Below are 25,833 nucleotides of genomic sequence, written 5' to 3' on the forward strand. Positions count from 1 at the left end.
ACTCCAGCAAGCAAAACGCTAGCAAGAGTTAGCGAGGTAACACCATTGCGTGCCGGATGTCCGGTCCGTAGCTTGCTCGGCGTGACGAAGATCGACATCAACGGCGGCGTCCTCGGGTACGACGACCTGGGGACCGGCAGCCCGGTCGTGCTGCTGCACGCCGGCATCGCCGACCGCCGGATGTGGCGCGGCCAACTCTCGGCGCTCGCCGAACGGCACCGGGTGATCGCCCTCGACCTACGTGGGCACGGCGACTCCGCGCTGCCGCCCGAGCCGTTCGCCCACCACGACGACGTGGTGGGCCTGCTGGACGCCCTCGACATCGAGCGGGCCGCACTGGTCGGCTGCTCGTTCGGCGGAGCGGTCGCGATCGACACCGCCCTGGCGCACCCCGAGCGGGTCTCGGCGCTGGCACTCCTCGGCACCGCGGTCTCCGGTCACGAGTGGTCCGAGGAGACCGAGCAGCTCTGGGAGGACCTGGTCGGCGAGGTGGACCCGGAGGACTTCGCCGCCGTCGTGGCGGGCGAGGTGCGCTTCTGGGTGATCGGCCCGACCCGGAAGCCGGCGGACGTCGACCCGGAGCTGATCGCCTTCGCCGAGGAACTGGACCGGCGGGCGCTCGCCGCCGAGCAGGCGCTCAGCGCGGTGGAGGTGGCGGAACTCGACCCGCCGGCAATCGACCGCCTGCCCGAGCTGCGGGTGCCGGTGCTGGCCACCGCCGGCGCCGCCGACGTCCCGGACATCCGCCGGCTCGCCGACCGGATCGCCGCCGAGGTCCCCGGTGCGGTACGCCTCCCGGACGTGCCGGACGCCGCCCACCTGCTGCCGTTGGAACGCCCCGAGCCGGTCAACGCCGCCCTGCGCGACTTCCTCGCCTGAGCCAGGACCACGCCGGGCGTTCCCCGTGCCGCCAGGCCGCGGCTCACCAGACCGCGCGGACGGCTCCCACCGGCAGGCCGCCACCGAGCAGCGGAACCTCGGCGTACTCGGTGAGCACCGGGGCCTCGACGCCCAGCCGGCGCAGCGCCGAGACCAGCACCGGCATCCGGGCCCGGGACGCGCCGTCGTCAATCTTGAGAGCGATCGCGCCCACCCCGGGCACGGCGGCGGCGATGACGCCCTCGGCGCCGATCTTGGCGAGTGCGCCGGGGACACCACGCATCAGCCGGGTGTCGTCGGCCTGGGTGCCGCCGACCAGCTCCGGGTAGGCCCGCATGGCGTCCGCGACCGTCCGCCCGGACGTGCCCGGCTCCGCCGAGACCAGCCGGAGGTACGCCCCGGCCAGCCCGGTCAGCGACACCGCGAGCACCGGGGCGCCGCAGCCGTCCACCCCGACGGCCGCCGCCTCCTCACCGGTGTACTCCTCGATCGCGGCCCGCAGCCGCCGCTGGAGCGGGTGCTCGGGCCGCCAGTACCCGTCCAGCGGCCAGCCGGCCGCGAGGCAGGTCAGCAGCATGCCGGTGTGCTTGCCGGAGCAGTTCATCTGCACCCGGGTCGGCCCGCCGCCGGCGCGCAGCACCGCCTCCCGGGCGGCGTCGGCGAACGGCAGGTCGGGCGGGCAGTGCAGGGCGTTCTCGTCGAGCCCGGCGCCGCGCAGCAGGGCGCCGACCCGGGCCAGGTGGAACTCCTCACCGGAGTGGCTGGCCGAGACCAGCGCCACGTCGGCCGCGTCGGTCAACGGCAGGCCGGCGTCGAGCATCCCGACCGCCTGCATCGGCTTGCTCGCGGAACGCGGGAAGACCGGCGACGTCACGTCACCCGCTCCGGCGACCGGCGCGCCGCCGGCGTCGAGCACCACCACCGAGCCGCGGTGGACGCCCTCCACGAACCCGGACCGGACCACCTCGGCGAGCGGCACGCCGCCCTCGTACGTCTTTCCCACAGAGTGGACGGTACCGACGGGCCCGGCGGGCCCGGCACCCGGGTGACCAGCGGCGTCGGCCGTCGGCGTACAGGAGTGCCGGGCGGGGTCGTCGCTTACAGGCCGAGCAGCTGCCGGGCCTCGGCGGTGGTCAGCGGCGGGCGCTGGGCGAGCTGGGCGAAGCCGACCGCGCGGGCCACCAGCTGCATGTTGGACTCCACCGGCCGGCCCTTGGCGTACGACACGGTGTCCTCCATGCCGACCCGCAGGTGCCCGCCGACGGAGAGCGCGGCCAGCATCACCGGGATGGTGCTGCGGCCGATTCCGGTGGCCGAGAAGGTGGTCCCCTCCGGCAGGTCCCGCAGCATCTGGTGGGCGGCGACCAGGGTGGCCGTGGTGCCCGGCATCCCGCCCGGCACGCCCATCACGAAGTCGACGTGCACGTGCCCGCCGTGCGGGAGGCCGTACTTGCCGAGCAGGCGCTGGAGGGCGGTGAGGTGGCCGAGGTCGAAGATCTCGTACTCCGGCACGATGCCGCGCTCCTGCATCCGGCTGTGCAGGTCGACGATGAACTCCCAGCGGTTGAGGAAGACGTCGTCGCCGAAGTTGAGCGTGCCCATGGTGCAGGAGGCCATGTCCGGCGCGGCGTCGAGCACGGCCAGCCGGGCGGCCTCCGGATCGGTCACCGCGCCACCGGAGGAGAGCTGCACGATCAGGTCGGTGCTCTCCCGCAGCGCCGTGACGGTCTCCCGGAGCCGGCCCTGGTCCAGGGTCGGCTTCGCCTCGTCGTCACGGATGTGGACGTGGATCACGGCGGCGCCGAGCGCCTCGCACTCCTTCGCGGTCAGCAGCAACTCGTCGAGGGTCACCGGCAGCGCCGGCACCTCCGCCTTGGCCGACTCCGCGCCGGTGGGGGCAACCGTGATCAACGTCCCTGTCGTCATGCCCGGATCGTAACGCGGCACCCTTACTCCGGGTCGATGGCGGCGGCCGTCTCTCCCACCAGCAGCGCGGCGTCGTCGGGAACATTGCGCTTGACCACCGCGAGGGCCACCTGGCCCAGCTCGTGATGAAGCACGGCGGTGCCGACGAACCCGACCGCCCGGCCGTCCCGGGTCACCGGGGTCCCGGCCACCGGCGGCTGGTCGGTGGTCACCCCGTCGAGGTGCAGCAGTACGAGCCGACGCGGCGGCTTGCCCATGTTGTGCACCCGGGCCACCGTCTCCTGGCCCCGGTAGCAGCCCTTGTCCAGGTGCACCGCCGGCCCGATCAGGTCCACCTCGGCGGGGATGGTCCGGTGGTCGGTGTCCACCCCGACCCGGGGGCGCCGGGCGGCCACCCGGACCGCCTCGTAGGCCCACAGCCCGGCCACCGGCACCCCGGCGCCCCGCAGCTCCTGCACCACCTGGGTCATCGCGTCCCGGGGCACCAGCAGGTCCACCCCGAGCGGGCCCCGGCGGGCCCAGCCGCCGGCCGGCACCGGCTTGACGTCGTAGAGCGCGGTGGGGCGGGGCGGCAGCTCGCCCGCGCGGAACTTCGGGCCGGGCACCGGTACGGCCTGCGCAGCGGCGAGCCCGGTCACGCCGAGCGTCCCGACGGCGTCGACCGCCCCCGGCCCGACCAGCGAGAGCAGTGCGTGGTCGGCGGTGGCGTCCCGCGGGTCGACCCGGCTGAAGAACCGCATCTTCTCCAGGTACGCCAGCAGCCCGCCGGTCATCCCCGGCTCGGTGTCCAGCCAGGTGGTCTCGCCGTCCTCGACCACCATCGCGTGCTGCTCGATGTGCCCGTGCGGGCTGAGCACCAGCAGCTCGGTGCCCTGCCACGGCGCGAGGGCGGCCAGGTGCTGGCTGGTCAGCGTGTGCAGCCAGCCGATCCGCTCCTCGCCGGGCACCGCGATCACGCCCCGGTGCGAGCGGTCGACCAGCCCCACCCCGGTCTCGAGGGTGCGCTGCTCGCGCAGCGGGTCACCGTAGTGCGCGGCCACCCCGCGTACCCCGGCCGCCCGGTGGGCCGGCTCCGGCTGGTCCCGGCTGGACTCGTCGATCGCCTCGACGGCCACCGCTCCCGCGATGTCGATCATTTCGGTTCCCCGTCCTCGCAGTTGCCGCAGACGCCGAAGAGCGCCACGTGCCCGATGTCGACCCGGAACCCGCGCTCGGCCACCAACTGGTCGGCGAGCGGTCGGAGCAGCTCCGGCTCGATCTCGTCGATCGCGCCGCACTCGCGGCAGACCAGGTGGACGTGCTGGTGCCCCCCGGCCGCGTGGTAGGTCGGCGACCCGTGCGACAGGTGGGTGTGGGTCACCAGCCCGAGCCGTTCGAGCAGTTCCAGCGTCCGGTAGATGGTGGTGATGTTGACCCCGGCGGCGACCTCCCGGACCGCGGAGTGCACCTGCTCCGGCGTGGCGTGCCCCAGGTCCAGCACGGCCTGCAGCACCAACTGCCGCTGCGCCGTCAGCCGGAGCCCACGGGAGCGGAGCATTTCCGCGAGGGAGGATTCGGACACCGTCCGATCATAGTTCGCTCGCCCCGCCGGTCCGGCCGGCGGCGACGCAGGCCACTACGCTCGGCGGTCATGGTGGCATCGAGGATCGCCGTGCTCGGCCGGGGCGTCGTACCCCCCGGGGAGCCGGTGCTGCGCGGCGACGACCTCGGCGTGCTGCACGGCGACGGCCTCTTCGAGACGATGCACCTGCGCGACGGGCGCCCCTGGCTGCGGGAGGAGCACCTGGCCCGGCTGCGGGCCGGCGCGGCGGCCGTCGAGCTGCCGCTGCCCCCGCACGAGGCGCTGGTGGAACTCCTGGACACGGTGGCAGCCGACTGGCCCGCCGAGGTGGAGGGGGCGCTGCGGCTGGTCTGCACCCGGGGGCCGGAGGGCGGCGGCCTGCCGACGATCTACGCCACCCTGGGCGAGGTGCCGGCGGCGGCGAAGCGGGCCCGCCGGGACGGGGTGACGGTGGCGACCCTCCCCCTCGGGCTGCCCGCGGCGGCCCGCCCGGCGCTGGGCTGGCTGCCCGCCGGGATCAAGTCGACCTCGTACGGGGCGAGCACCGCCGCCCGGCGCTGGGCCGCCCGCGCCGGGGTGGACGACGTGCTCTGGGTCTCCTCCGACGGCTACGTGCTGGAGGGGCCGAGCGCGAACGTGGTCTGGCTGGCCGGCGACACGCTCCGCACGGTGCCGGCCGCCACCACCGGGATCCTCCCCGGCACCACCTGCGCCTGGCTCCTCGCCCACGCCCCGGACATCGGCCTGACCGCGACCGAGCGGATGGTCACCCCGGCGGAGCTGCTCCGGGCCGACGGTGTCTGGCTCACCTCGTCCCTGCGCGGCCTCACCGAGCTCCGCACCCTCGACGGCATCCCCGTGCCACCGTCCCCGCTGACCCCGAAGCTGCGGACCCTGCTGGCCTTCCCGCTGCCCTGAGCCGCCGGGCGGTCAGCCGGCGACGCGGGTCAGGCGGGCGGAGAGGTGCGGGCTGAGCGGGTGACCCATGCCGGCCATCTCCTGGGCGTACAGCAGGGCGCCCTCGACGATGCCGAAGAGCCGGGCGCCGGCGGTGACCTCCTTGGCCGTGGCCGTGCGCACCACCGCGTCGGTGGCGAACTCGATCTGGGTGCCGGTGCGCTTGCCGATGTAGAGCTCCATGATCCCGGTCGGGCTCATCATCAGGGCTTCCAGCTCGTCGGTGGCCCGCTCGCCGTCCAGCACCGGCCGCCACCAGCCGATCTCACGCCCGGCCGGGCGGACCGGCCGGCTCTCCCCGTCGAGGATCCAGGCCCGGGACTCGTAGTGCAGGAACGGCCGGCCGTCGTGGCTGATCCGGATCTCCTGGGCGAAGTCGAAGTCCTCGATGGTGGGGAAGCCGCCGCGGCCCCGGCCGCGCCAGACCCCGATGTACGGCAGCAGCCCGTCCAGCGTCGGGTGCAGCTTCGGGCCGACCCGCAGGTCGTGGCTCTCCTCGTACGGGTACTCCTCGACCGGCGGCGCGTTCAGCCACGGCGGCTGCAGCGGGTTCTCGTCGCTCACGCTGCCATCTCCGTTCGCGCCTGCGGGGCTCGCAGACCCGGCTCACTCCTCGCGCTCACCAGCGTCCTCTCGACATGCGTACGGCAAGGTAGACCAGGCCACCGGCGAGCGCGCCCAGGCCCGCGACCAGCAGGCTGACGAACCCGATCTCGGTAACCATCATGGTCATCCTATGCTGGGTGGCATGGCCCGCACTCTCGTCGTCAAGGCCACCGCCGGAGCGGACGCCCCGGAGCGGTGCGCCCAGGCCTTCACCGTCGCCGCCACCGCCGCCGCGGCCGGGGTGGAGGTGTCGCTCTGGCTGACCGGCGAGTCGACCTGGTTCGCGCTGCCCGGCAGGGCCGAGGAGTTCGACCTGCCGCACTCCGCGCCGCTGGCCGAGCTGCTGCACGTCATCCTCACCACCGGCCGGGTCACCGCCTGCACCCAGTGCGTCGCCCGCCGGGAGATCGGCCCGGACGACGTGCTGCCCGGCGTGCGGATCGCCGGGGCGGCGGTCTTCGTCGAGGAAGCGATCGCCGAGGGGGCCCAGGCGCTGGTCTACTGACCTCCGCCGTCGGCCGATCGGCCGGCATGCTCCGTCCGATCTGTCCGGAGTGCCGATATTGACCCGGCTTGTCGGCCCGCTGCCTACCATTCGGATGTGAACGAGGCGACGGAGGAGTTCTTCGCATCGCTGCCGGCGCGCGCCCCGGCGGTGCTGCACGGGCCAGTCAGCGGGACGATCCAGATCGACCTCGCCTCCGGCAACCGCACCGAGCACTGGCTGGTCCAGCTGAGCCCCGGCGAGATCGTGGTGAACCGGGCCCGCGGCCCGGCGGACGCCATCTGGAACAGCAGCGCGGACCTCTTCGAACGGCTGGTCACCGGGCGCGCCCAGGGCATCTCGGCGGTGCTGCGCAACGAGACCACCTTCAGCGGCAACGTGGCGCTCTTCCTCGCCTTCCGCCGCTTCTTTCCCGACCCGCCGGGTGCCCGCGACCCCCGGGAGGTCGCCCGGGAGCAGGTCGGACGGCGGGGATGAAACAACTGGTCAGCATCCTCGACGGCAACACGTTCCTGGTCAGCGACCGCCGGGGGGACATCGAACCGTCGTACGACTTCCCCACCGGGCTCTTCTCCTTCGACACCCGCTTCCTCTCCACCTGGCTGCTCACCCTCGACGGCGAGCGGCTGCACGAACTCTCCATCGACGACGCGAACTCGTACCAGACCCGTTTCTTCCTGGTCCCCGGCGAGCCGACGCACTACCTCGACGCGAAGGTGTCGGTGATCCGCCGGCGGGACATCGGCGGCAGCCTCAGCGAGGAACTGACCGTGATCAACCACTCCGGCCGGGAGATGGGGTTCCGGCTCCGGATGGACATGGGCTCTGACTTCGCCGACCTCTTCGAGATCAAGCACAAGCGGCGGAAGCAGGGCCGGACCACCGCCGTCGCCGGCGAAAACGAGCTGCGGCTGACCTACCGGCGGGAGGCGTTCCACCGGGAGGCGGTGATCACCAGCACCGCGGCCGGGGACGTCGACCAGGCCGGGATGACCTGGTCCATCACGGTGGGCCCGCACGGCGAGTGGAAGACCAGGCTGCACGTGGCGACGGTCATCTACGGCGCGCGGGGCGAGGACGTCCGGGCCACCACCCCGCTCGGCGGTAGCCGCACCGTCGCCGCCATCCGGGCCGAGCAGCAGGAACTCCTCGACCGGGCGCCGACGCTGGGCTGCGACTGCGAGCCCCTCGCCGGGGCGTACCGGCAGAGTCTCAACGACCTGGCCGCCCTCCGGTACGAGTCGATCACACTCGGGGTCCGGCTGGTCGCCGCCGGGCTGCCCTGGTTCATGACCCTTTTCGGCCGAGACAGCATTCTGACCTCGTTTCAGCTGCTGCCGTTCCTGCCGGATCTCGTCCCGCCGACCATCCTGATGCTGGCCGGCCTCCAGGGCCACCGGCTGGACAATTTCCGCGACGAGGAGCCCGGCAAGATCCTGCACGAGCTGCGCTACGGCGAGACGGCCGGCTTCGAGGAGCAGCCGCACTCCCCCTACTACGGCTCGGCCGACGCCACCCCACTCTTCGTGATCCTGCTCGACGAGTACGAGCGCTGGACCGGCGACGCCACGCTCGTCAAGCAGCTGGAGTTCGCCGCCCGGGCGGCCCTGGCCTGGATCGACTCGTACGGCGACCTGCTCGGCACCGGCTACGTCTGGTACCGCACCCGCAACTCGGAGACCGGCCTGGAGAACCACTGCTGGAAGGACTCCTGGGACTCCATCTCGTACGCCGACGGCCGGTTGCCGGCGTTCCCCCGGGCCACCTGCGAGATCCAGGGGTACGCGTACGACGCGAAGGTGCGCGGCGCCCGGATGGCCCGGAAGTTCTGGAACGACCCCGCCTACGCCGACCGGCTGGAACGGGAGGCGGCGGCGCTCAAGGAACGGTTCAACCGCGACTTCTGGATCCCGGAGAAGAACTACTTCGCCCTCGCCCTCGACCCCGAGGGGCGGCACGTCGACGCGCTCACCTCCAACATCGGCCACCTGCTATGGAGCGGCATCGTCGACGAGTCACGGGCCGCCCGGATCGCCGAGCACCTGCTCGGCCCACGGCTCTTCTCCGGGTGGGGGGTGCGGACCCTCGCCACCGAGCAGGGCCGCTACAACCCGATCGGCTACCACGTGGGAACGGTCTGGCCGTTCGACAACGCGTTCATCGCCTGGGGCCTGGCCCGGTACGGCTTCCGGGAGGAGGCCGGACGGATCTGCGACGCGATGCTCAGCGCCTCCCGGTTCTTCCACGGACGGCTACCCGAGGCGTTCGCCGGGTACGAGCGCGGCCTCACCGACTACCCGGTCCAGTACCCGACCGCGTGCAGTCCGCAGGCCTGGTCGGCCGGCACCCCGTTGCTGCTGCTGCGGGTGATCCTCGGGCTGGAGCCGCAGGGCGACCACCTGATCATCGACCCGGCGGTGCCGGAGGGCATGGGTCGGGTGGAGCTGCTGGACATCCCGGGCCGGTGGGGGCGGGTGGACGCCCTGGGCCGCAGCCGCACCCCGCACGACTCGACCAGCGGGCACTGACACACCCGACGGCGGGCGCCGGTCAGCCGGCGCAACCGGTGGAGGCGCTCAGCCGAAGCTGCTCACCGGTCGCGTCGGCCAGTACGACGACCGGGCCGCGCCGGTAGGCGTACACCTCGGGGGTGTCGACCACCGGTGCGCCGGCGGCCAGCGGCCGGAGCGCGGCCAGCGACACCGGCGCGGGGCCGGCCGGGACGGTGACGGTCCGGGCGGCGCCGCCCCCCGGGCAGCTGGCGGCGACCCGCTCGGTGGGGCCGGTGGCCGACCGGGCGAGGGCGCGCAGCGCCTCGTCCAGGGTCTGCTCCCCCGGGTACCCCGGCAGCAGCGTGCCGATCTCGACGTCCGCCCGGCGGCATCCGGTGTCGGCGGAGAGCCGGACCCGACCGCCGCTGACCACCCGCCCCTCGACGGCCACGAACTCGCCGGCGTCGGCCCGGAGCCGGGGGCCGTCCGTGCTGGTCCGGACACCGGCCCGCCAGCCGGCGGGGAGGCGGTCCGCGACCCGCTCCAGCAGCGCCCGCTCCCCGCCTGCGGGAACCAGCACGTCCACGCCCCGGCTCAGCGACACGCCGTCGGCCATCGGGGTGACCCGGCAGCCCCGCTCGACCTTCTCCGGCGTCAGCGTCCAGGCGCCGTCGCCGACCGCGGTGACCAGCTGACCCATTGCCCGGTTGAGGACCGGCACGGCCTGGGCGAGGGTGCGCTGCTCGCGGACGGTCGGCGGGTCGTGCCGGACCGACCACCAGGTCAGCCCGGCGAGCAACAGCCCCCACGCGACGGTCGCGGCCAGCAGCCAGCGCAGCCAGGGCCGCTTCGGCGCCGGCTCCGGCGGACCACTCGGCGGGGCCCACCCCGCCTGGACGGTACTCACCCGCTCATCGTGTCACGCGCCGTCCGCCGCGCCTTCCGCGGTGGCCGGGGCCACCGCACGCGGTCGGGGCCGGTCACCCCCGGCGGGGTGACCGGCCCCGGGCCGATCAGAGCGTGGGTCAGGCGACGGTGACGGAGACCTCGTTGATGCCCCGTCCGGCGGTCACGGCGGTGTCGCCGTTGCCGTGCCGGGACAGCGCCCGCAGCGTCCAACTGCCCGGCGCGGCGAAGAACCGGAACTGGCCGGCCGGCGAGGTGACCACCTCGGCGGTGAACTCACCGGTCGAGTCGAGCAGGCGCACGTACGCGCCCGGCACGGCCTCGCCGGACTCGGCCTTGACCAGGCCGGTGATGACGGTCTCCTTCTCCATGTCCAGGCTGGCCGGCAGCGGCGCGGCCTGGTCCGGAGCGGCGCAGCCCGCGGCGGTGGTGACAGCAGTCATGGTGATCACGCCTTCCCCGGCTCGTCGCCGAGCGCGACCGGCACGCCGACCAGCGAGCCGTACTCGGTCCAGGAGCCGTCGTAGTTCTTCACGTTCTGGTGGCCGAGCAGCTCCTGCAGCACGAACCAGGTGTGCGAGGAGCGCTCGCCGATCCGGCAGTAGGCGATGGTCTCCCGACCGTCGTCCAGCCCGGCGTCGGCGTAGATCTTGCGCAGCTCGTCGTCGGACTTGAAGGTGCCGTCCTCGTTGGCCGCCCTGGACCACGGAACGCTGATCGCGGTGGGCACGTGACCGGCCCGCTGGGCCTGCTCCTGCGGCAGGTGGGCGGGGGCGAGCAGCCGGCCGGCGTACTCGTCGGGGCTGCGCACGTCGACCAGGTTCTTGGTGCCGATCGCGTCGACCACCTCGTCGCGGAAGGCCCGGATCGAGGTGTCCGGCTCCTGCGCGACGTACTGCGTCCTCGGGCGCTCCACCTTGTCGGTGACCAGCGGGCGGGCGTCCAGCTCCCACTTCTTGCGGCCGCCGTCGAGCAGCTTGACGTCCCGGTGGCCGTAGAGCTTGAAGTACCAGTACGCGTAGGCGGCGAACCAGTTGTTGTTGCCGCCGTAGAGGATCACGGCGTCGTCGTTGCCGATGCCGCGCTCGGAGAGGAGCGCCTCGAACTGGGCCTTGTTGACGAAGTCCCGGCGGACCGGGTCCTGGAGGTCGGTCTTCCAGTCGAGCTTGATGGCACCGGCGATGTGGCCGGTGTCGTAGGCCGAGGTGTCCTCGTCGACCTCGACGAAGACGACGCCCGGGGCGTCGATGTTCTTCTCGGCCCATTCGGCCGAGACGAGTGCGGTGTCGCGACTCATCAGATCACTCCCTGGTGAGGATGGATGGTGAGCCAGCGCGGGTGGATCGAAATTGGTGATTGTCGCACCACGCGCGGGACCCATAGAGGAACGGATCACGGGTTCGTGCGACGGCGCCGCTGCCGGGCGTTTCGGTGGGAGAGCACCGGGAGGGTACGTGGACCCTGAAGCCGGTTGGCCGCTAGGCGGCCGGAGACAGCCCCGCCGTCAGATGACGGAGCGACACAGGCAGGTGGCCACGCGGCACAGGTCGACCGCGCGCCGTTTGGTGAGGTGCGTCCCCATGAGCACGGACACTACCAGCCGCCTTCGCGCATGCCACCGGACCGACCAGCATCCGGGACGCGCCCGGGAACGCCGACGGCCCGGCCGAAGCCGGGCCGGGCGCGGGGACCGGGTCAGCCGGCCGAGTTGATGGGTACGTCCTTCGCGTCGGCCGTGACCATCAGCCCCTCCGGCTTCGGCTCGACCTTGCGGACGTTGAGCTGGAACGGCAACTCCGGCAGGGGCACGTCGATCGAGATGCCCTGGGCGTAGTTGCTCAGCAGCGTCCGGGCCAGCGGCACCGCGGGCAGCCCCTCGGCGTTCAGGTCGTTGAAGCGCAGCGCCACCTTGCCGTTGTCGGCGACGGTCACCTCGGCGGTGCCGGCCACGGTTAGCTTCTGGCCGAGGATGTCCACCGGGGCGGTCACCGCCAGCTTCCCGTTCTGCTCGCCGAGCTTCAGCCCCGGCCGGTCCAGCAGCTTCGCCAGACTGTCGTAGGTGACCGTGCCGGTGCCGTCGACCGACTCGGCGACCACGTCGCCCTGCCCGGACCGCAGCGTGTCCAGCGAGGCCCGCACGTTGCGTGCGTCCACGTCGAGCCGGGGCAGGCTCACCGCCTTCCCCTGGACCGGGCCCTGCACGTCGGTCAGCACGATGGAGATCCGCTCGTACTTCCCGCCTAGGACCTGGGTGAGGAAGGGGAAGCCGCCGACGTCCACCTTCGGCGCGGAGGACTGCGCGTTCTGCTTGGCGACCTCCTGCTTCACCTGGTCGGCGATGGCCCGCTCGGCCACCCCGGCCGCCACCCGGTCGGCCACCACGAGCAGGCCGGCCAGGACCAGCAGCAGCACGACCAGCGTGACGACCGCCTTGCGCCCGCGCCGCCGGGGACGCTCCTCGTACGCCGGATACGCCTCAGCCACGCCGCCTCCTGTGTCTCGTCGCCGTCGGGTGTCCGCCTCGCCGGCTCCTGGCCAACGACACGGTACGGCGCACCGCTACTACCCGAGCGCCGGAACGCTCAACCGTGCCGTCAGAGGAAGAGCACGCACATCGCGTACGCGGCCGGTGCGGCGAGCGCGAAACCGCCGAGCGGACCCTGCAGGTGCCGGGCGATCCACAGGGTGGGCGGCTCGCCGGCCATCAGCCGGCCCGCCTCGGCGTACCCGACGGCGAGGTCGGCCAGCACGGCGGTGGCCGCGGTGACCAGGCCGATCACCGCCGCGCTGGTCGGCGTGAAGCCGACCAGGTAGCTGCCGAGCACGGCGCTGGTCAACGTGCCGATCATCGCCCCGCCGACGACGCCGGCCGCGCCCCGGGGCACCTGGGGGGCCAGCCGGGGCCAGGGCAGGACCGCGTCGGTGAGCCGGGCCACGGTGATGGCCACGCCGCTGGCGACCAGGCAGACGGTGATCGCCTGGGTGCCGGCCGGGATCCGGCTCAGCGTGATCAGGGTGGCGAAGGCGACCACGCCGACCACGATCAGCAGGGTGCTGCCGAGCGAGTCGGTCACCCGTATCCGGTCGACCCGGCGGACCAGCTGGCCGAGCACGCCGAGGACGAAGCCGCCCGCGGCGGCGTAGCCCAGCGGGGCCAGGCCGGCGATGTCCGACTGGACGGCGGCGGTGTCGGCGACCGCCGCGACCACGGCGCTGACCACCGCCACGAGCAGCAGCGCCGGGGGGCGCATGGCCATCGTCCAGGCGAGGACGAAGAGCAACTGGACGCCGAAGACGATGAACGCGAACGGCAGCCGGTGCCCGGGGCCGGCGGTCTGCGCGCCGAGCACCAGGCCGACGCCGAGCAGCGCGGCGAAGCCCGCGACGGTCAGCGCGAGCGGCTTGCGGATCTCGACCGGCTCGACCGGCTCCTCCTCCGGCTCCTCGGGCTCGTCGTCCGGCCGGCGGGGCGAGCCGCCCTTGCGGGCCCGGCGTGGCCCGCCGCGCTCGCGCCGCTGCTCACCGTCGTCGGGCGGGCCGGTACGCGGATCCGGCGGGTAGCCGCGGGAGGGTCCGGCCGGGGCCGGGTGCGCGTCGTCGGCCCACCGGTCGCGACCGGTCTCGGGCGAGGTCGAGGGAAACACGCCCCGATCGTGCCAGACCAGGGCGCTCCGGCGGAGGTCACGGTTTCGGCAACGTTAAAACCTGCGGAGCGTTCAGGGACAGAACAGGCAAACGGGAAAGGACGCCCGGGCCTCACCTGGGCGATCGGTTACGCTCAAGCCGTTACCCGCCCGTCAGCGACGCCGGGACCCACGCAAGTTCTCAGCGCCACGCCCATTCCCAGGGCGCGTGCCGCTGGTCGCCAGCGGCCACGCGCCGCCGGGACGGAGGTGATCGTGTGGAGATCCTGTTGCTGGTGACCGCGCGCGCAGGTGAACCATCGGCAGTGCTGCCGGCGCTCGACCTGCTGCCGCACTCGGTCCGCACGGCGCCCCGCGACGTCCGCACGCTGGTCTCCGGGCCCAGCCCGGACGCCGTGCTGGTCGACGCCCGTTCCGAGCTGAGCGAGGCCCGGGCGACCTGCCGGATGCTGCACGCCACCGGCCTGGGCGTGCCGCTGGTGGCGGTGGTCACCGAGGCCGGCCTGATCGCCCTGAACGCCGACTGGGGCGTGGACGACGTGATCCTGGCCGGCGCCGGGCCGGCCGAGGTGGAGGCCCGGCTGCGGCTCGCGGTCGGCCGGCTGAGCAACGCCACCGCCGGGGCGGGCGGCTCGATCCGGGCCGGCGAGCTGACCATCGACCCGGACACCTACGCGGCGAAGCTGAAGGGCCGGCCGCTCGACCTCACCTACAAGGAGTTCGAGCTGCTGAAGTTCCTGGCCCAGCACCCCGGTCGGGTCTTCACCCGGGACCAGCTGCTCCGCGAGGTCTGGGGCTACGACTACTTCGGCGGCACCCGCACGGTGGACGTGCACGTCCGGCGGCTGCGGGCCAAGCTCGGCTCGGAGTACGAGTCGATGATCGGCACGGTCCGCCAGGTGGGCTACAAGTTCGTGGTCCCGCCGTCGCGGTCGCTGCCCGAGTCGGAGCACGCCCCGCTGCCGGTCTGACGCCACCCGTCCCGGCTCCACTCTGATCGAACGACTGTTTCCGATACGCCCTTTTTGCACCTGTTGCCGGCTCTAGTCTGATCTGCGGGCAACAGGGCGAAGGGGGCGACGGTGCGTGCACTGACCAGGGGGGCGACGAAGGGTCGGTTCGGCGGTCCGCTCGGACGGTGGCACTGATGCGCGCCGGATCGACCGGCCGCGCCGTCGGCATCGTCACGCTGGTGGTCGCCGCCCTGCTCGGCTCCGCGTACGCGCTCGGTCGCAGCCTGGTGCCCGACCCGCCCTCCCGAGGCGGCGTCGCCACCAGCGTCGGCGGTGCCGAGTACGGCGACCAGGCGCCCGAGCCCAGCACCCGGCACGACGGAGGGCCGACCCCGACGCCGGACAATCCCGACACCCCGTCCATCGGTCAACAGGCCGAGGAGCGCCGGATAGCCGCGGGCGCGGACAGCACCCTCTTCGGCGCCCGGGTCAGCACCGGCTCGCCCGACGTCGCGCTGACCTTCGACGACGGACCGGACCCGCAGTACACCCCGCTGGTGCTGCAGGCGCTGCGCCAGTACCAGGTGAAGGCGACCTTCTGCGTGGTCGGCGAGAACGCCCGGGACCACCCCGACCTGATCCAGGCGATCGTGGCCGACGGCCACACCCTCTGCAACCACTCGTGGAACCACGACATGCTGCTCGGCAAGCGCTCCCCCGACGCGATCCGCGCCGACCTGCTCCGGACCAACGAGGCGATCCGGGCCGCCGCGCCGGACGCGCACATCGAGTACTTCCGGCAGCCGGGTGGGGCGTGGACACACCCGGTGGTCTCCGTCGCGGAGGCGCTGGGGATGACCCCGCTGCACTGGACCGTCGACCCGGACGACTGGCAGGCGCCTGGCGCCGCGAAGATCACCGCAGCCGTCACCGGGGGCACCGCCGCCGGCTCGATCGTGCTGATGCACGACGCCGGCGGGAACCGGCAGGGCACCGTCGACGCGCTGTACCGGATCCTGCCCGACCTGACCAGCCGGTTCCGGCTGGAGGCCCTGCCGACGGACGGGGCGACCTGAGCGGTCGTCCCGGACCGCCCCGACGGATCCGGCTACGGTGAACCGGTGAGCAGCGTGGAACCGACGATCGACCGGGTGGCCCGGGCCGACCGACTCGCCCCGGCCGAGGTGGCCGAGGCCGTGGCCCTGGCCCGCCTCGCGGGCGACGCCGACGGTGCGGACCCCTTCGACGAGCACACCCTGCTGCGGTTGCGGGATCCGGAGGCGCCCGCCGTGCACCTGACCGCGCGGGCCGCCGACGGCACCCTCACCGGGTACGCCCACCTGGACACCACCGATCCGGCCGACGGGACCGGGGTCGAGCTGACGGTCCACCCGGCGTACCGGCGGCGGGGCACCGGCCGGGCGCTGGCCCGGGGGGTGCTGGCGGCGGCCTCCGGACCGCTGCGGGCCTGGGCGCACGGCGACCACCCGTCCGCCGCCGCCCTCGCGGTCGACCTGGGCTTCGCCCGGGCCCGGGTGCTCTGGCAGCTGCGCCGGTCGTTGACCGCCCCGCTGCCCGAGCAGCCGCTGTCGGAGGAGGTGGCGCTGCGCGCATTCCGCCCCGGCGAGGACGACGCGGCCTGGCTCGCGCTCAACGCCCGGGCCTTCGCCGAGCACCCCGAGCAGGGCCGGTGGACCCCCGACGACCTGCGGGTACGCCTGGCCGAGCCGTGGTTCGATCCGGCCGGCTTCCTGCTCGCCGAGGAGACCTCGACCGGCCGGCTGCTCGGCTTCCACTGGACCAAGGTGCACGAGCGTCCCGGCTCGGCCCGGATCGGTGAGGTCTACGTGCTGGGGGTGGACCCGGACGCGCATCGCGGCGGCCTCGGCAAGGCCCTCACCGCCGCCGGCCTCCTCCACCTGCGCGACCAGCGGAAGCTGGACCGGGTGATGCTCTACGTCGACGAGTCGAACACCCGCGCGGTGGCGCTCTACGAGCGGCTCGGGTTCGCCCGCTGGTGCGGGCACGTCAACTACCGGCTGGGCTGACCGGGGACGCACCGGCGGCCGGCGCGGCGCGGGTGTGGTCCGGGCGCTGCCGCTCGCGCCGTCCGGCCGCGCCGCGCCGTCCGGACCTCCCCGACGACGGGCCGGTCCCGGCCGGCCCCCGCTGGGTGCGCGCTGCCGGAGGAGCTGCGGGTCCGGGCCGCGGTCGACCGGCTCGCCTGAGGGCGCTCACCCGGTCACCGCAAGGTAACGGCGGTGCATCGGCACGATAACGACTGACCGCATAAATCGGATTTATGGCTATAGCGGGACGGCAGTTCACCTAACGGACAGCCGTCCCTCAGGCAGCGGCCACGCGTCCGGCCGTGGGTGTTCACCTGCCGTTCATGTGCGACCGGCGAACCGGCCACCTGGCCCTCCTAGCTTCGTACCAGCCGGTCAGTGGCCGGCGCCGGAGCCACCGACCGGTCGGCTCCTCAAGACGTGAAGGGAAACCCCTCAGGTGAAGCTCCAGCGGCACGGCGCCATCGCCTGCCTCGCCCTTACCGCAATGCTCGGTCTCAGCGCTTGCGGCTCGGACAACAACGAGCCCACCACCCCGTCGGCCGCCGGCTCCGCCGCCGCCGACTGTGGCACCGGCACCCTGAACGCGCAGGGCTCGACCGCGCAGAAGAACGCGATGGCCGAGTGGATCAAGGCCTACCAGCAGAAGTGCTCCGGCCTGACCATCAACTACGAGGGCACCGGCTCGGGCGCGGGCATCGAGGCGTTCACCGCCGGCACCGCCGACTTCGCCGGCTCGGACTCCGCCCTCAAGGAGGACGCCAAGCCGAAGGCGGACGCCCGCTGCGCCGGCGGCCAGGCCGTCGACCTGCCGATGGTGACCGGCCCGATCGCGGTGGCCTACAACCTCCAGGGCGTCGAGGGCCTCCAGCTCAAGCCGGCCACCGTGGCCAAGATCTTCGCCGGCAAGATCACCAAGTGGGACGACCCGGCCATCAAGGCCGACAACGCCAACGCCACGCTGCCGTCCACCACGATCACCACGGTGCACCGCAACGACTCGTCGGGCACCACCGACAACTTCACCAAGTTCCTGGCCAAGACCTCCGAGACCGACTGGACCTTCGGCAACGCCAAGGAGTGGAAGGCCCCGGGCGGCACCGGCCAGAAGGGCTCGGACGGCGTCACCAACTTCGTCAAGAGCACCCCGGGCTCCATCACCTACACCGAGTGGTCGTTCGCCGAGAACGCCGGTGTGGGCGTGGCCAAGATCCAGAATGGTGCCGGCGAGTTCGCCGAGCTGACCGCCGAGAACGCCGGCAAGGCCGTGGCGGGCGCCAAGGTCAGCGGCCAGGGCGACGACCTCGCGCTGTCGATCGACTACGCCACCAAGGAGGCCGGCGCCTACCCGGTGGTCCTGGTGACCTACGAGGTCGTCTGCACCAAGGGCCTGCCGGCCGACAAGGCCAAGGCGGTCAAGGGCTTCCTGACCTACACCGCCAGCGCCGAGGGCCAGCAGGCGCTCACCGAGCTGGGCTACGCCCCGCTGCCCGAGTCGGTCCGCACCAAGGTCGCCGACGTCGTCAGCAAGCTCTCCTGAAACTGATCCGATCCTGACCCCTTCGTAACGGAGCGAGCGAGCAGATGGGCGACATCCCACCCCGCTCGGCCGACGCCGGCACCGGCGGGTCGCGCGTGACAGACCGTCACGCCCGACCCGCCGGTTCGGCGGTTGCGGCCGACTTCTCAGCCACCCCGACGAGCCGCGTTCCGCGCGGCCCGATCGGCGGCGGCGGAGCGCTGCCCCGGCGGCAGAAGTTCGGCGCCGAGACCGTCTTCCGTCTGCTGACCATGGCGGCCGGCTCGGTGGTGCTGATCACCATCGTGGCCATCGCGGCCTTCCTCGTCACCAAGGCGGTGCCGGCCCTGCAGGCCAACACCGTCAACTTCTTCAGCTTCGAGGGTTGGTTCCCCAACGACCCCGAGCCGAAGTTCGGCATCGGGGCGCTCGCGTTCGGCACCGTGCTGTCGGCGACCATCGCACTGCTGATCGCCGTGCCGGTGGCGCTGGGCATCGCGCTCTTCCTCACCCACTACGCGCCGCGCCGGCTCGGCACCGCCCTGGGGTTCCTGGTCGACCTGCTGGCCGCCGTGCCGAGCGTCGTCTTCGGCCTCTGGGGCCGGGACTACCTCGTCGGGCCGGTCACCGACCTGTCGGTCTGGCTCAACACGTACTTCGGCTGGATCCCGATCTTCGGCGGCGAGGGGCCCTTCGGCCGCTCGGTCCTGCTGGGCGCGCTGGTGCTGGCGATCATGGTGCTGCCGATCGTCACCTCCCTGTCCCGGGAGGTCTTCCTGCAGACGCCGACCGCCAACGAGGAGGCCGCGCTGGCGCTGGGCTCCACCAAGTGGGAGATGATCCGCACCGCCGTGCTGCCGTACGGCCGACCGGGCGTGATCGGCGCGGTCATGCTCGGGCTGGGCCGGGCGCTCGGCGAGACCATCGCCCTCGCGCTCACCCTCAGCTTCATCTACAACATCTCCTTCAACATCCTCGAGAACGGCGGCAACTCGATCGCCGCGAACATCGCGGTGAAGTTCGGCGAGGCCAACGACGTCGGGCGGGGCGCGCTCATCGCCTCCGGCCTGGTGCTCTTCGTCATCACCCTGATCGTCAACATGACGGCGCGGGCGATCATCTACCGCCGCCGGGAGTTCACGGAGTCCGCCGCATGAGCACCATCACCTCGCACCGCACCCGACCGCCGGCGCAGCCGCTCACGCTGCGGAGCCGGCGGCTTCCGCTGCTCGCCGTCCTCGGCATCGCCGCCGGTGCGCTGGCCCTGTCGGCGGCGATCGTCTACGGCACCGGCATCGGCGGCCCCGTCCTGGTCGTCGTGGTGGCCCTGCTGCTCCACCTCGGCGGTGTCCACGCGGCCAGCACGGCGGTCGAGGGCCGCCGGCAGGCGCGCAACCGCACCTGGAGCTCGCTGATCCACGCCGCCTTCGTGCTCGCCGCGCTGCCGCTGATCTCGGTGGTCTGGACGCTGGTCAGCAAGGGCACCGAGCGGCTGGACGGCAACTTCTTCGGCACCTCGATGAACAACATCGGCCCGCGCGACCCGGAGGGCGGCGCGTACCACGCCATCCTCGGGACGCTGGAGCAGGTCGGCATCGCCGCCCTGATCACGGTGCCGCTCGGCATCCTCTGCGCCATCTACGTCGTGGAGTACGGCCGGGGCCGGTTCGCCTTCGCGATCCGGTTCTTCGTCGACGTGATGACGGGTATCCCGTCGATCGTCGCCGGCCTCTTCGTGCTGGCGTTCTGGGTGCTGATCGTCTCGCCCCACCTGACCGCCTCCGGCCAGCCCGGGTACTCCGGCTTCGCGGCCGCCCTGGCGCTGAGCGTGCTGATGCTGCCGCTGGTGGTCCGCTCCACCGAGGAGATGCTCCGGCTGGTGCCGGCGCCGCTGCGCGAGGGGTCGTACGCCCTCGGGGTGCCGAAGTGGAAGACCATCCTGCGGGTGGTCCTGCCCACCGCGCTGCCCGGCATCGTCACCGGGGTGATGCTGGCCATCGCCCGGGCGGCCGGCGAGACCGCGCCGGTCCTGCTGGTCGCCGGCGGCACCGCCGCCATCAACGCCAACCCGTTCGAGGACAACCAGTCCTCGCTGGCGCTCTTCGTCTACCAGCAGGCGGGCGACGCGTCGAAGTACTCCCCGGCCCGGGCCTGGACCGCCGCCCTCACCCTGGTCGCCCTCGTCCTGATCCTGACGATCGCGGCGAAGCTGCTCGCCCGCCGCAACCGGCTGAGCCGATGATCACCGGAGGTACCACCACCATGGCCAAGCGCGTCGAAGCCTCGAACGTCAGCGCCTACTACGGCAACTTCAAGGCGATCGAGAACATCAACCTGACCGTCGAGCCGAAGACGGTCACCGCCCTGATCGGCCCGTCGGGCTGCGGGAAGTCGACCTTCCTGCGGTCGATCAACCGGATGCACGAGGTGCTCCCGGGCGCCCGGGTCGAGGGTCAGCTGACCATCGACGAGCAGGACATCTACGACCGGGACGTGGACGTCACGGCCGTCCGCCGGATGATCGGCATGGTCTTCCAGCGCCCCAACCCGTTCCCCACCATGTCGATCTTCGACAACGTGGTGGCCGGCCTGAAGCTCAACGGGGTCCGGAAGAAGCCGATCCTGGAGGAGGCCGCCGAGAAGGCGCTCCGCTCGGCGAATCTCTGGGACGAGGTGAAGGACCGCCTCGGCAAGCCGGGCGCCGGCCTCTCCGGCGGTCAGCAGCAGCGGCTCTGCATCGCCCGCACCATCGCGGTCGAGCCGCAGGTGGTGCTGATGGACGAGCCCTGCTCGGCGCTGGACCCGATCTCCACGCTGGCCATCGAGGACCTGATGTTCCAGCTCAAGGACAAGTTCACGATCATCATCGTGACCCACAACATGCAGCAGGCGGCCCGGGTCTCCGACCGGACCGCGTTCTTCTCCATCGAGAAGACCGGCGACCCGGGCCGGCTCATCGAGTACGACAACACCCAGAAGATCTTCAGCAACCCGAGCGTGAAGAAGACCGAGGACTACATCACCGGCCGCTTCGGCTGAGCCCTTGGTGCCCGGTCCGCGTGGGGCGTCGGTCGAGCTGACCGGCGCCCCTCGGCGTGTCCGGGCGCGGCCGAAGATCGTCCCCTGCCTCAGGTCAGGAGAGCAGGAACCGCGGTTCGCCGGTTTCGGGGAGGTCGAGGCGGGGGGTCACCGGGGTGGCGGCGTCCCGGGTGGCGGCGGCGCGGGCCACCGCGGCCAGGTCGCCGGCGGCGACCACCTGGGACAGGGTGACCAGGGTGGGCGGGAGCATGGTCAGCTCGCCGGCCTCCGCCCGGGCCAGGGCGTCCGCCGGGCGGATCCACATGGTGTGGTCGGCCTCTCCGGAGACGTCCCGGGTCCGCTGCCCCTCCGGCAGCAGGGCCACGAAGAAGTACGTGTCGAAGCGGCGCGGCTCGAACTCGGGGGTGATCCACCGGCTCCAGGGCAGCAGCAGGTCCGACCGGAGGGTCAGCCGCTGACCGGCGAGCAGGTCGGCGAAGCCCACCCGGCGCCCCTCCAGGTCCTGCCGGGCCGCCTCCCACTCGTCGCCGCTGACGTCGCCCACCACGGTCGAGGTGTCCGGGCCGGCCAGCAGCACGCCGGCCTCCTCGAAGACCTCCCGGGCGGCGGCGCAGACCACGGCCTGGGCGGCGTCCGGGGCGAGCCCCAGCCGCCCGGCCCAGTCGGCCGGGGTCGGCCCGGCCCAGTCCAGGTGGGCCTCCGAGTCGGACCGGTCGACCCCGCCGCCGGGGAAGGCGTACATCCCGCCGAAGGTCATCGCGGCGACCCGGCGGATGACGTACACCTCGAAGTCGGCGCCGGCCGGTCGGAGCAGCAGCACGGTGGCCGCGACCCGGGGCACCGCCGGGACGCCGCCCTCGGCCCGGAAGCGGCGGGCGTGCTCCACCAGAGCGGGGGGTGCGGCGAAGCCGTCGAAGGTCATCCCGCGAGCCTAGATCCTCCAGGGGTGGAGCTGCCCGACCGGCCGCCGGGTCGCCCGGGATAGCGTGCCGGCATGACGCGTTGGGGGATCCTGGCCACCGGACACATCGCCGGCCGCTTCGCCGAGGACCTGCGGCTGGTGCCGGGGGCCGAGCTGGCGGCGGTCGGGTCGCGCACGCCGGAGAGCGCCGAGCGCTTCGCCGCCCGGCACGGCGCCGCCCGGTCGTACGGCTCCTGGTCGGAACTGGCCGCCGACGACGAGCTGGACGTGATCTACGTGGCCACCCCGCACGCAGCCCACCACGAGGCGACCCGGGTCTGCCTGGAGGCCGGCCGGGCGGTGCTGGTGGAGAAGCCGTTCACCCTTGACCTGGCCACCGGCGCGGAGCTGGTCGAACTCGCCCGGGCCCGCGGGGTCTTCCTCATGGAGGCCATGTGGATGCGGACGAACCCGCTGATCCAGCGGGTGTGCGAGCTGATCGCCGAGGGGGCGGTCGGCGAGGTGACGCACGTCCGGGCGGACTTCGGGGCGGCCGGGCCGTTCCCGCCGGAGCACCGGATGCGCGCCCGGGCGCTGGGCGGCGGGGCCCTGCTGGACCTGGGCGTCTACCCGCTGAGCCTGACTCACCTGCTGCTCGGGGTGCCCGAGCACGTGCACGCCTGGGCGAAGCTGACCCCGGAGGGCGTGGACGCCAACACCGGCATCGTCCTCGGCTACGACTCGGGGGCGGTGGCCACGCTGAGCTGCGGGATGGTCGGGGCGACCGCGGTCACCGCGGCCATCACCGGCACCACCGGCCGGATCGACCTGCCCGAGCCGTTCTACCGGCCCGCCGCGGCGGTGCTGCACCGGGCCGGCGCCGAGCCGGAGACGATCACCGCGGAGCTGGTCGGCGGCGGCTACCAACACGAGGCGGCCGAGGTGCAGCGCTGCCTGGCCGCCGGGCTGACGGAGAGCCCGCTGGTGCCGCACTCGGTGACGCTGGAGGTGCTGGCGCTGCTGGACGCCATCCGGGAGCAGGTCGGGGTCGAGTACGCCTGAGGGGTCCCCCGCCGTGCGGGGAACCCCTCGTGCCGGCGTACGGACGCGCTCAGAACAGCGGCCGGACCAGCAGGTAGGCGAGGCAGGCGATCAGCGCGGCCGCCGGGAACGTGATGATCCAGGCGATCACGATGTTGCCGGCGACGTTCCAGCGGACCGCGGAGAGCCGCTTGGTGGCGCCCACACCCATGATCGCGGAGGTGATCGTGTGGGTGGTGGAGATGGGCGCCTTCAGCACCAGGGCGTTGAAGTAGAGCACCGCGCTGGCCACCGTCTCGGCGGCGAAGCCCTCCGGCGGGCCCAGGTCGATGATCTTGCGACCGAGGGTACGGATGATCCGCCAGCCGCCGGAGTAGGTGCCGAGCGCCAGCATGGTCGCCGACGTCCAGAACACCCAGCCGGGGATGTGCGTCTTGTCGTCCTGGTAGCCACCGGTGTAGAGGGCCAGCACGATGATGCCCATCGTCTTCGCGGCGTCCTGCATACCGTGACCGACCGACATGGCCGCCGCCGAGGCGGTCTGCGCCCAGCGGAAGCCCCGGTTGAGCTTGCCCGGCTGCCCCTTGCGGAACGCCCAGAGAATGGCCAGCATCAGCAGGTAACCGAGGGTGAGGCCGACGATCGGCGAGAGCACCATCGGCAGGATGACCTTCTGGCCGATGTTGGCCCACTGCACCACGCCGCCGGTGGCCAGCAGCGTCGCCCCGACCAGCCCGCCGAAGAGGGCGTGCGAGGAGGACGAGGGCAGGCCGAAGTACCAGGTGATCAGATTCCAGGCGATGGCGCCGAGCACCCCGGCGAAGACCACCCCCAGGCTGCCCACCCCGGTCGGGAGCGTGACCAGCCCGTCGCCGACGGTCTTGGCCACGCCGGCGCCGAAGTGGGCGCCGACGAAGTTGCCGACCGCGGCCAGCAGCAGGGCGATCCGGGGTGTCAGGGCCCGGGTGGAGACGCTGGTGGCGATCGCGTTCGCGGCGTCGTGGAAGCCGTTCGTGTAGTCGAACGCCATCGCGGCGATGATCACCGCCAGGACGGCGATGAGTTCGGGACTCACGGGTTCAGGACTCCTTGACCGTGATGGTCTCGACGGTGTTGGCCACGTGCTCGAAGGCGTCGCAGGCGGCCTCCAGCTCGTCGGCGACCTCCTTCATCTTCAGCACGGTCAGCGCGTCGTACTCGCCGGAGAAGAGCCGGACCAGCAGCATCCGGTACGCCTGGTCACCGTCGTTCTCGAGCCGGTTGCACTCGATCCAGTACTCCTCGAGGTCCTTCATCGACTTCAGCCGGGGCATCGCGTCCGCGGTGAGCTTGGCCTGCTGGTCGAGGACGTTGACCAGCTCGTGCAGTTCGCGCGGGAGCGCCGGCAGCTTGGTCAGGCCGTACAGGTAGAGCAGGTTGCCGACCGCCTCCAGGTGGTCCATCACATCGTCGAGCAGCGAGCCCAGACGGTAGATGTCCTCCCGGTCGAACGGGGTGATGAAGGTGGAGTTGATCTTCTTGTAGAGCTCGTGGGTGATCTGGTCGCTGTCGTGCTCGACCTCGGTCAGCCGCTCGCTCACCGACTGCACGTCGACGCCGGGCAGGGCCAGCTCGTTGAGCAGCTCGGTGCCCTTCACCAGGTTCTGCGCGGCCCTGGTGAAGAGCTCGTAGAAGGCGCCCTCGGTGGGACGGAAGGAAAACTTCACAGCACGGACCTCGTCGTGTCGGTGGAAGGGTGGCCGACGCCGTCGAGACGTCCGCTGAAGGGCATGCTAGGTACACCCCGGAATCGGGCATCGATCGGCCCACCCCAGGTCAGACCCGGTTTACCGGTCGTTCACCCGCCGTTCACCTTGGCCCGCTCATCCGCGCTCCGCAACCGTTGGCGCTCCCGCTCCACGTCGAAACCGGCAGCCGGATACCCCAGATCAAGGCCCTCGAACGTCTCCCGCAGCAGGTGGGCGACCGCCCAGTCCCGGTACCACTTGCGGTCCGCCGGGACCACGAACCAGGGCGCGGCGTCCGTGTCGCACCGGGCCAACGCCTCCGCGTACGCCGCCTGGTAGTCGTCCCAACGGGCCCGCGAGTCCAGGTCGCTCGGGTTGTACTTCCAGTGCTTCGTCGGGTCGGTCAGCCGCTCCATCAGCCGCGCGGCCTGCTCGTCGCGGGAGATGTGCAGCATCACCTTGACCACGGTCACGGCGCCGTCGGCCAACTCCCGCTCGAAGGCGTTGATCTCGTCGTACCGGGCCCGCCAGGTGGCCTCCGGCACCAGCGACCCGACCCGGGCCACCAGCACGTCCTCGTAGTGCGACCGGTTGAAGACGCCGACATACCCGGGCGGGGGCAGCGCCCTCCTGATCCGCCAGAGGAAGTCGTGTGCCAGCTCCTCCTCGGTCGGCGGGCCGAAGGAGCGGATGTGCAGGCCGAGCGGATTCATCGCGCCGGCCACCCGCTTGACCGTGCCGTCCTTGCCGCCGCAGTCCATCGCCTGGAGCACCAGCAGCACCCGCCTCGGCCGGTCCCCGTCCAGCTCCGGGCCACCCGAGGTGGGGGCCGAGGCGGGGGCCTCGGGCTCCGCGGCCGCCTTGGCGGTGGCGAAGAGCATCTCCTGCTGCCGGCCCAGCTCCGCGCCGATCAACGCGACCTGTTCCCGCGCCCAGGCCTTGCGCTCGCCGCCCTTCCCGGCCGCGCCGGGCAGGCCGGGGGTCGACCGGGGGTCGATCGCCCCCAGGTCCACCGCGGTGCCGTCCGCCGGGACCCGCAGCAGGTCCCGCATCGTGCCACCCTTCGGCGCCACGAACTCCGATCCTTCGACAGTGCCCATCCCCCGAT

The 25,833-nt window shown here is 72.8% G+C and carries 29 protein-coding genes; 13 read left to right on the forward strand and 16 right to left on the reverse strand.

Annotated elements, in window-relative coordinates:
- Positions 1-81 precede the first annotated feature (81 nt).
- On the forward strand, positions 82-879 hold the full coding sequence (locus AC5RWQ_RS24740) for an alpha/beta fold hydrolase (RefSeq protein ID WP_494285038.1): 798 nt from the start codon (positions 82-84) through the stop codon (positions 877-879).
- A 43-nt stretch (positions 880-922) separates the two neighbouring features.
- Here AC5RWQ_RS24740 and AC5RWQ_RS24745 read toward each other — a convergent pair whose 3' ends face one another.
- The 4 genes from AC5RWQ_RS24745 to AC5RWQ_RS24760 form a co-directional block, all read right to left on the reverse strand.
- A complete protein-coding gene (locus AC5RWQ_RS24745; RefSeq protein WP_494285039.1) occupies positions 923-1,882 on the reverse strand; it encodes an asparaginase in 960 nt (319 codons plus the stop codon).
- Positions 1,883-1,977: 95 nt separating this feature from the next.
- Positions 1,978-2,805: a beta-keto acid cleavage family enzyme gene (locus AC5RWQ_RS24750; protein ID WP_494285040.1), complete on the reverse strand. Its 828-nt coding sequence runs from the start codon at positions 2,803-2,805 to the stop codon at positions 1,978-1,980.
- Positions 2,806-2,828: 23 nt separating this feature from the next.
- Complete coding sequence (ygfZ, locus tag AC5RWQ_RS24755) at positions 2,829-3,941, reverse strand: CAF17-like 4Fe-4S cluster assembly/insertion protein YgfZ (RefSeq protein ID WP_494285041.1); 1,113 nt, start codon at positions 3,939-3,941, stop codon at positions 2,829-2,831.
- On the reverse strand, positions 3,938-4,342 hold the full coding sequence (locus AC5RWQ_RS24760; protein WP_494285068.1) for a Fur family transcriptional regulator: 405 nt from the start codon (positions 4,340-4,342) through the stop codon (positions 3,938-3,940). The genes ygfZ and AC5RWQ_RS24760 overlap by 4 nt, the downstream gene beginning before the upstream one ends.
- Before the next feature lie 93 nt (positions 4,343-4,435).
- On the opposite strand from AC5RWQ_RS24760, the gene AC5RWQ_RS24765 reads away from it, so the two are divergent.
- Positions 4,436-5,284 carry an aminotransferase class IV gene (locus AC5RWQ_RS24765; RefSeq protein WP_494285042.1) on the forward strand — a complete coding sequence of 283 codons (849 nt, stop codon included), beginning with the start codon at positions 4,436-4,438 and terminating at the stop codon, positions 5,282-5,284.
- Positions 5,285-5,296: 12 nt separating this feature from the next.
- On the opposite strand, the gene AC5RWQ_RS24770 is transcribed toward AC5RWQ_RS24765, so the two are convergent.
- Positions 5,297-5,887, reverse strand: coding sequence for a heme-binding beta-barrel domain-containing protein (locus tag AC5RWQ_RS24770; protein ID WP_494285043.1), 591 nt, complete (start codon positions 5,885-5,887; stop codon positions 5,297-5,299).
- Positions 5,888-5,942: 55 nt separating this feature from the next.
- Entirely contained in the window at positions 5,943-6,047 is a 105-nt protein-coding gene (mtfM, locus tag AC5RWQ_RS24775) for a small membrane protein MtfM (protein ID WP_036376929.1), read from the reverse strand.
- A 12-nt stretch (positions 6,048-6,059) separates the two neighbouring features.
- Between mtfM and AC5RWQ_RS24780 the strand changes: the two genes are divergently transcribed.
- The 3 genes from AC5RWQ_RS24780 to AC5RWQ_RS24790 all read left to right on the forward strand — a co-directional run bounded on the left by AC5RWQ_RS24780 (position 6,060) and on the right by AC5RWQ_RS24790 (position 8,962).
- A complete protein-coding gene (locus AC5RWQ_RS24780; protein ID WP_494285044.1) occupies positions 6,060-6,434 on the forward strand; it encodes a DsrE family protein in 375 nt (124 codons plus the stop codon).
- Positions 6,435-6,530: 96 nt separating this feature from the next.
- Positions 6,531-6,911: an SCP2 sterol-binding domain-containing protein gene (locus tag AC5RWQ_RS24785; RefSeq protein WP_494285045.1), complete on the forward strand. Its 381-nt coding sequence runs from the start codon at positions 6,531-6,533 to the stop codon at positions 6,909-6,911.
- Positions 6,908-8,962, forward strand: a complete 2,055-nt coding sequence (locus tag AC5RWQ_RS24790) for an amylo-alpha-1,6-glucosidase (RefSeq protein ID WP_494285046.1) — start codon at positions 6,908-6,910, stop codon at positions 8,960-8,962. The genes AC5RWQ_RS24785 and AC5RWQ_RS24790 overlap by 4 nt, the downstream gene beginning before the upstream one ends.
- Positions 8,963-8,984: 22 nt before the next feature.
- Here AC5RWQ_RS24790 and AC5RWQ_RS24795 read toward each other — a convergent pair whose 3' ends face one another.
- From AC5RWQ_RS24795 to AC5RWQ_RS24820, 6 genes are all read right to left on the reverse strand, one after another.
- Positions 8,985-9,833 carry a hypothetical protein gene (locus AC5RWQ_RS24795; protein WP_494285047.1) on the reverse strand — a complete coding sequence of 283 codons (849 nt, stop codon included), beginning with the start codon at positions 9,831-9,833 and terminating at the stop codon, positions 8,985-8,987.
- A gap of 118 nt (positions 9,834-9,951) precedes the next feature.
- Positions 9,952-10,275, reverse strand: a complete 324-nt coding sequence (locus tag AC5RWQ_RS24800; RefSeq protein WP_494285048.1) for a DUF1416 domain-containing protein — start codon at positions 10,273-10,275, stop codon at positions 9,952-9,954.
- Positions 10,276-10,280: 5 nt separating this feature from the next.
- Positions 10,281-11,129, reverse strand: coding sequence for a sulfurtransferase (locus tag AC5RWQ_RS24805; RefSeq protein WP_494285049.1), 849 nt, complete (start codon positions 11,127-11,129; stop codon positions 10,281-10,283).
- Positions 11,130-11,336: 207 nt separating this feature from the next.
- Positions 11,337-11,414 (reverse strand): Ms5788A family Cys-rich leader peptide, encoded by a 78-nt coding sequence (locus AC5RWQ_RS24810; RefSeq protein ID WP_323135737.1) that lies wholly within the window; start codon positions 11,412-11,414, stop codon positions 11,337-11,339.
- 113 nt (positions 11,415-11,527) lie between these two features.
- A complete protein-coding gene (locus AC5RWQ_RS24815) occupies positions 11,528-12,316 on the reverse strand; it encodes an LmeA family phospholipid-binding protein (protein ID WP_494285050.1) in 789 nt (262 codons plus the stop codon).
- Positions 12,317-12,426: 110 nt separating this feature from the next.
- Entirely contained in the window at positions 12,427-13,476 is a 1,050-nt protein-coding gene (locus AC5RWQ_RS24820) for a hypothetical protein (protein WP_494285051.1), read from the reverse strand.
- A 257-nt stretch (positions 13,477-13,733) separates the two neighbouring features.
- On the opposite strand from AC5RWQ_RS24820, the gene AC5RWQ_RS24825 reads away from it, so the two are divergent.
- The 7 genes from AC5RWQ_RS24825 (at position 13,734) to pstB (ending at position 21,056) form a co-directional block, all read left to right on the forward strand.
- The gene (locus AC5RWQ_RS24825; RefSeq protein WP_334486906.1) at positions 13,734-14,447 is read left to right on the forward strand and encodes a winged helix-turn-helix transcriptional regulator; all 714 of its coding nucleotides are present in this window, start codon (positions 13,734-13,736) and stop codon (positions 14,445-14,447) included.
- 176 nt (positions 14,448-14,623) lie between these two features.
- The gene (locus tag AC5RWQ_RS24830; RefSeq protein WP_494285052.1) at positions 14,624-15,505 is read left to right on the forward strand and encodes a polysaccharide deacetylase family protein; all 882 of its coding nucleotides are present in this window, start codon (positions 14,624-14,626) and stop codon (positions 15,503-15,505) included.
- A 45-nt stretch (positions 15,506-15,550) separates the two neighbouring features.
- Positions 15,551-16,477, forward strand: a complete 927-nt coding sequence (mshD, locus tag AC5RWQ_RS24835; RefSeq protein ID WP_494285053.1) for a mycothiol synthase — start codon at positions 15,551-15,553, stop codon at positions 16,475-16,477.
- A 460-nt stretch (positions 16,478-16,937) separates the two neighbouring features.
- Positions 16,938-18,038 carry a phosphate ABC transporter substrate-binding protein PstS gene (gene pstS / locus AC5RWQ_RS24840; protein WP_494285054.1) on the forward strand — a complete coding sequence of 367 codons (1,101 nt, stop codon included), beginning with the start codon at positions 16,938-16,940 and terminating at the stop codon, positions 18,036-18,038.
- A 44-nt stretch (positions 18,039-18,082) separates the two neighbouring features.
- A complete protein-coding gene (gene pstC / locus AC5RWQ_RS24845) occupies positions 18,083-19,174 on the forward strand; it encodes a phosphate ABC transporter permease subunit PstC (RefSeq protein WP_494285055.1) in 1,092 nt (363 codons plus the stop codon).
- Positions 19,171-20,259 (forward strand): phosphate ABC transporter permease PstA, encoded by a 1,089-nt coding sequence (gene pstA, locus AC5RWQ_RS24850; protein WP_494285056.1) that lies wholly within the window; start codon positions 19,171-19,173, stop codon positions 20,257-20,259. Before pstC ends, pstA begins: the two co-directional genes overlap by 4 nt.
- A 20-nt stretch (positions 20,260-20,279) precedes the next feature.
- The gene (pstB, locus tag AC5RWQ_RS24855) at positions 20,280-21,056 is read left to right on the forward strand and encodes a phosphate ABC transporter ATP-binding protein PstB (RefSeq protein WP_494285057.1); all 777 of its coding nucleotides are present in this window, start codon (positions 20,280-20,282) and stop codon (positions 21,054-21,056) included.
- A gap of 94 nt (positions 21,057-21,150) precedes the next feature.
- On the opposite strand, the gene AC5RWQ_RS24860 is transcribed toward pstB, so the two are convergent.
- Entirely contained in the window at positions 21,151-21,978 is an 828-nt protein-coding gene (locus AC5RWQ_RS24860; protein ID WP_494285058.1) for an NUDIX hydrolase, read from the reverse strand.
- A 72-nt stretch (positions 21,979-22,050) separates the two neighbouring features.
- On the opposite strand from AC5RWQ_RS24860, the gene AC5RWQ_RS24865 reads away from it, so the two are divergent.
- The gene (locus AC5RWQ_RS24865; protein WP_494285059.1) at positions 22,051-23,019 is read left to right on the forward strand and encodes a Gfo/Idh/MocA family protein; all 969 of its coding nucleotides are present in this window, start codon (positions 22,051-22,053) and stop codon (positions 23,017-23,019) included.
- A 49-nt stretch (positions 23,020-23,068) separates the two neighbouring features.
- Here the strand turns inward: AC5RWQ_RS24865 and AC5RWQ_RS24870 are convergent, their stop codons facing one another.
- The 3 genes from AC5RWQ_RS24870 to AC5RWQ_RS24880 all read right to left on the reverse strand — a co-directional run bounded on the left by AC5RWQ_RS24870 (position 23,069) and on the right by AC5RWQ_RS24880 (position 25,777).
- Positions 23,069-24,073: an inorganic phosphate transporter gene (locus AC5RWQ_RS24870; RefSeq protein ID WP_494285060.1), complete on the reverse strand. Its 1,005-nt coding sequence runs from the start codon at positions 24,071-24,073 to the stop codon at positions 23,069-23,071.
- A gap of 4 nt (positions 24,074-24,077) precedes the next feature.
- Entirely contained in the window at positions 24,078-24,704 is a 627-nt protein-coding gene (locus tag AC5RWQ_RS24875; RefSeq protein ID WP_334486885.1) for a DUF47 domain-containing protein, read from the reverse strand.
- A gap of 131 nt (positions 24,705-24,835) precedes the next feature.
- Positions 24,836-25,777 carry a PPK2 family polyphosphate kinase gene (locus AC5RWQ_RS24880; protein ID WP_494285069.1) on the reverse strand — a complete coding sequence of 314 codons (942 nt, stop codon included), beginning with the start codon at positions 25,775-25,777 and terminating at the stop codon, positions 24,836-24,838.
- Positions 25,778-25,833: the final 56 nt, after the last annotated feature.

The organism is Micromonospora sp. BS32, assembly GCF_059089345.1.

Coding starts and splice junctions, on each gene's coding strand:
- AC5RWQ_RS24750 (WP_494285040.1), bottom strand. CDS start 2,805: ATGACGACAGGGACGTTGATCACGGTTGCCCCCACCGGCGCGGAGTCG.
- ygfZ (WP_494285041.1), bottom strand. CDS start 3,941: ATGATCGACATCGCGGGAGCGGTGGCCGTCGAGGCGATCGACGAGTCC.
- AC5RWQ_RS24760 (WP_494285068.1), bottom strand. CDS start 4,342: ATGCTCCGCTCCCGTGGGCTCCGGCTGACGGCGCAGCGGCAGTTGGTG.
- AC5RWQ_RS24765 (WP_494285042.1), top strand. CDS start 4,436: ATGGTGGCATCGAGGATCGCCGTGCTCGGCCGGGGCGTCGTACCCCCC.
- mtfM (WP_036376929.1), bottom strand. CDS start 6,047: ATGGTTACCGAGATCGGGTTCGTCAGCCTGCTGGTCGCGGGCCTGGGC.
- AC5RWQ_RS24780 (WP_494285044.1), top strand. CDS start 6,060: ATGCTGGGTGGCATGGCCCGCACTCTCGTCGTCAAGGCCACCGCCGGA.
- AC5RWQ_RS24790 (WP_494285046.1), top strand. CDS start 6,908: ATGAAACAACTGGTCAGCATCCTCGACGGCAACACGTTCCTGGTCAGC.
- AC5RWQ_RS24800 (WP_494285048.1), bottom strand. CDS start 10,275: ATGACTGCTGTCACCACCGCCGCGGGCTGCGCCGCTCCGGACCAGGCC.
- AC5RWQ_RS24805 (WP_494285049.1), bottom strand. CDS start 11,129: ATGAGTCGCGACACCGCACTCGTCTCGGCCGAATGGGCCGAGAAGAAC.
- AC5RWQ_RS24810 (WP_323135737.1), bottom strand. CDS start 11,414: ATGGGGACGCACCTCACCAAACGGCGCGCGGTCGACCTGTGCCGCGTG.
- AC5RWQ_RS24830 (WP_494285052.1), top strand. CDS start 14,624: ATGCGCGCCGGATCGACCGGCCGCGCCGTCGGCATCGTCACGCTGGTG.
- pstC (WP_494285055.1), top strand. CDS start 18,083: ATGGGCGACATCCCACCCCGCTCGGCCGACGCCGGCACCGGCGGGTCG.
- pstA (WP_494285056.1), top strand. CDS start 19,171: ATGAGCACCATCACCTCGCACCGCACCCGACCGCCGGCGCAGCCGCTC.
- pstB (WP_494285057.1), top strand. CDS start 20,280: ATGGCCAAGCGCGTCGAAGCCTCGAACGTCAGCGCCTACTACGGCAAC.
- AC5RWQ_RS24860 (WP_494285058.1), bottom strand. CDS start 21,978: ATGACCTTCGACGGCTTCGCCGCACCCCCCGCTCTGGTGGAGCACGCC.
- AC5RWQ_RS24865 (WP_494285059.1), top strand. CDS start 22,051: ATGACGCGTTGGGGGATCCTGGCCACCGGACACATCGCCGGCCGCTTC.
- AC5RWQ_RS24880 (WP_494285069.1), bottom strand. CDS start 25,777: ATGCGGGACCTGCTGCGGGTCCCGGCGGACGGCACCGCGGTGGACCTG.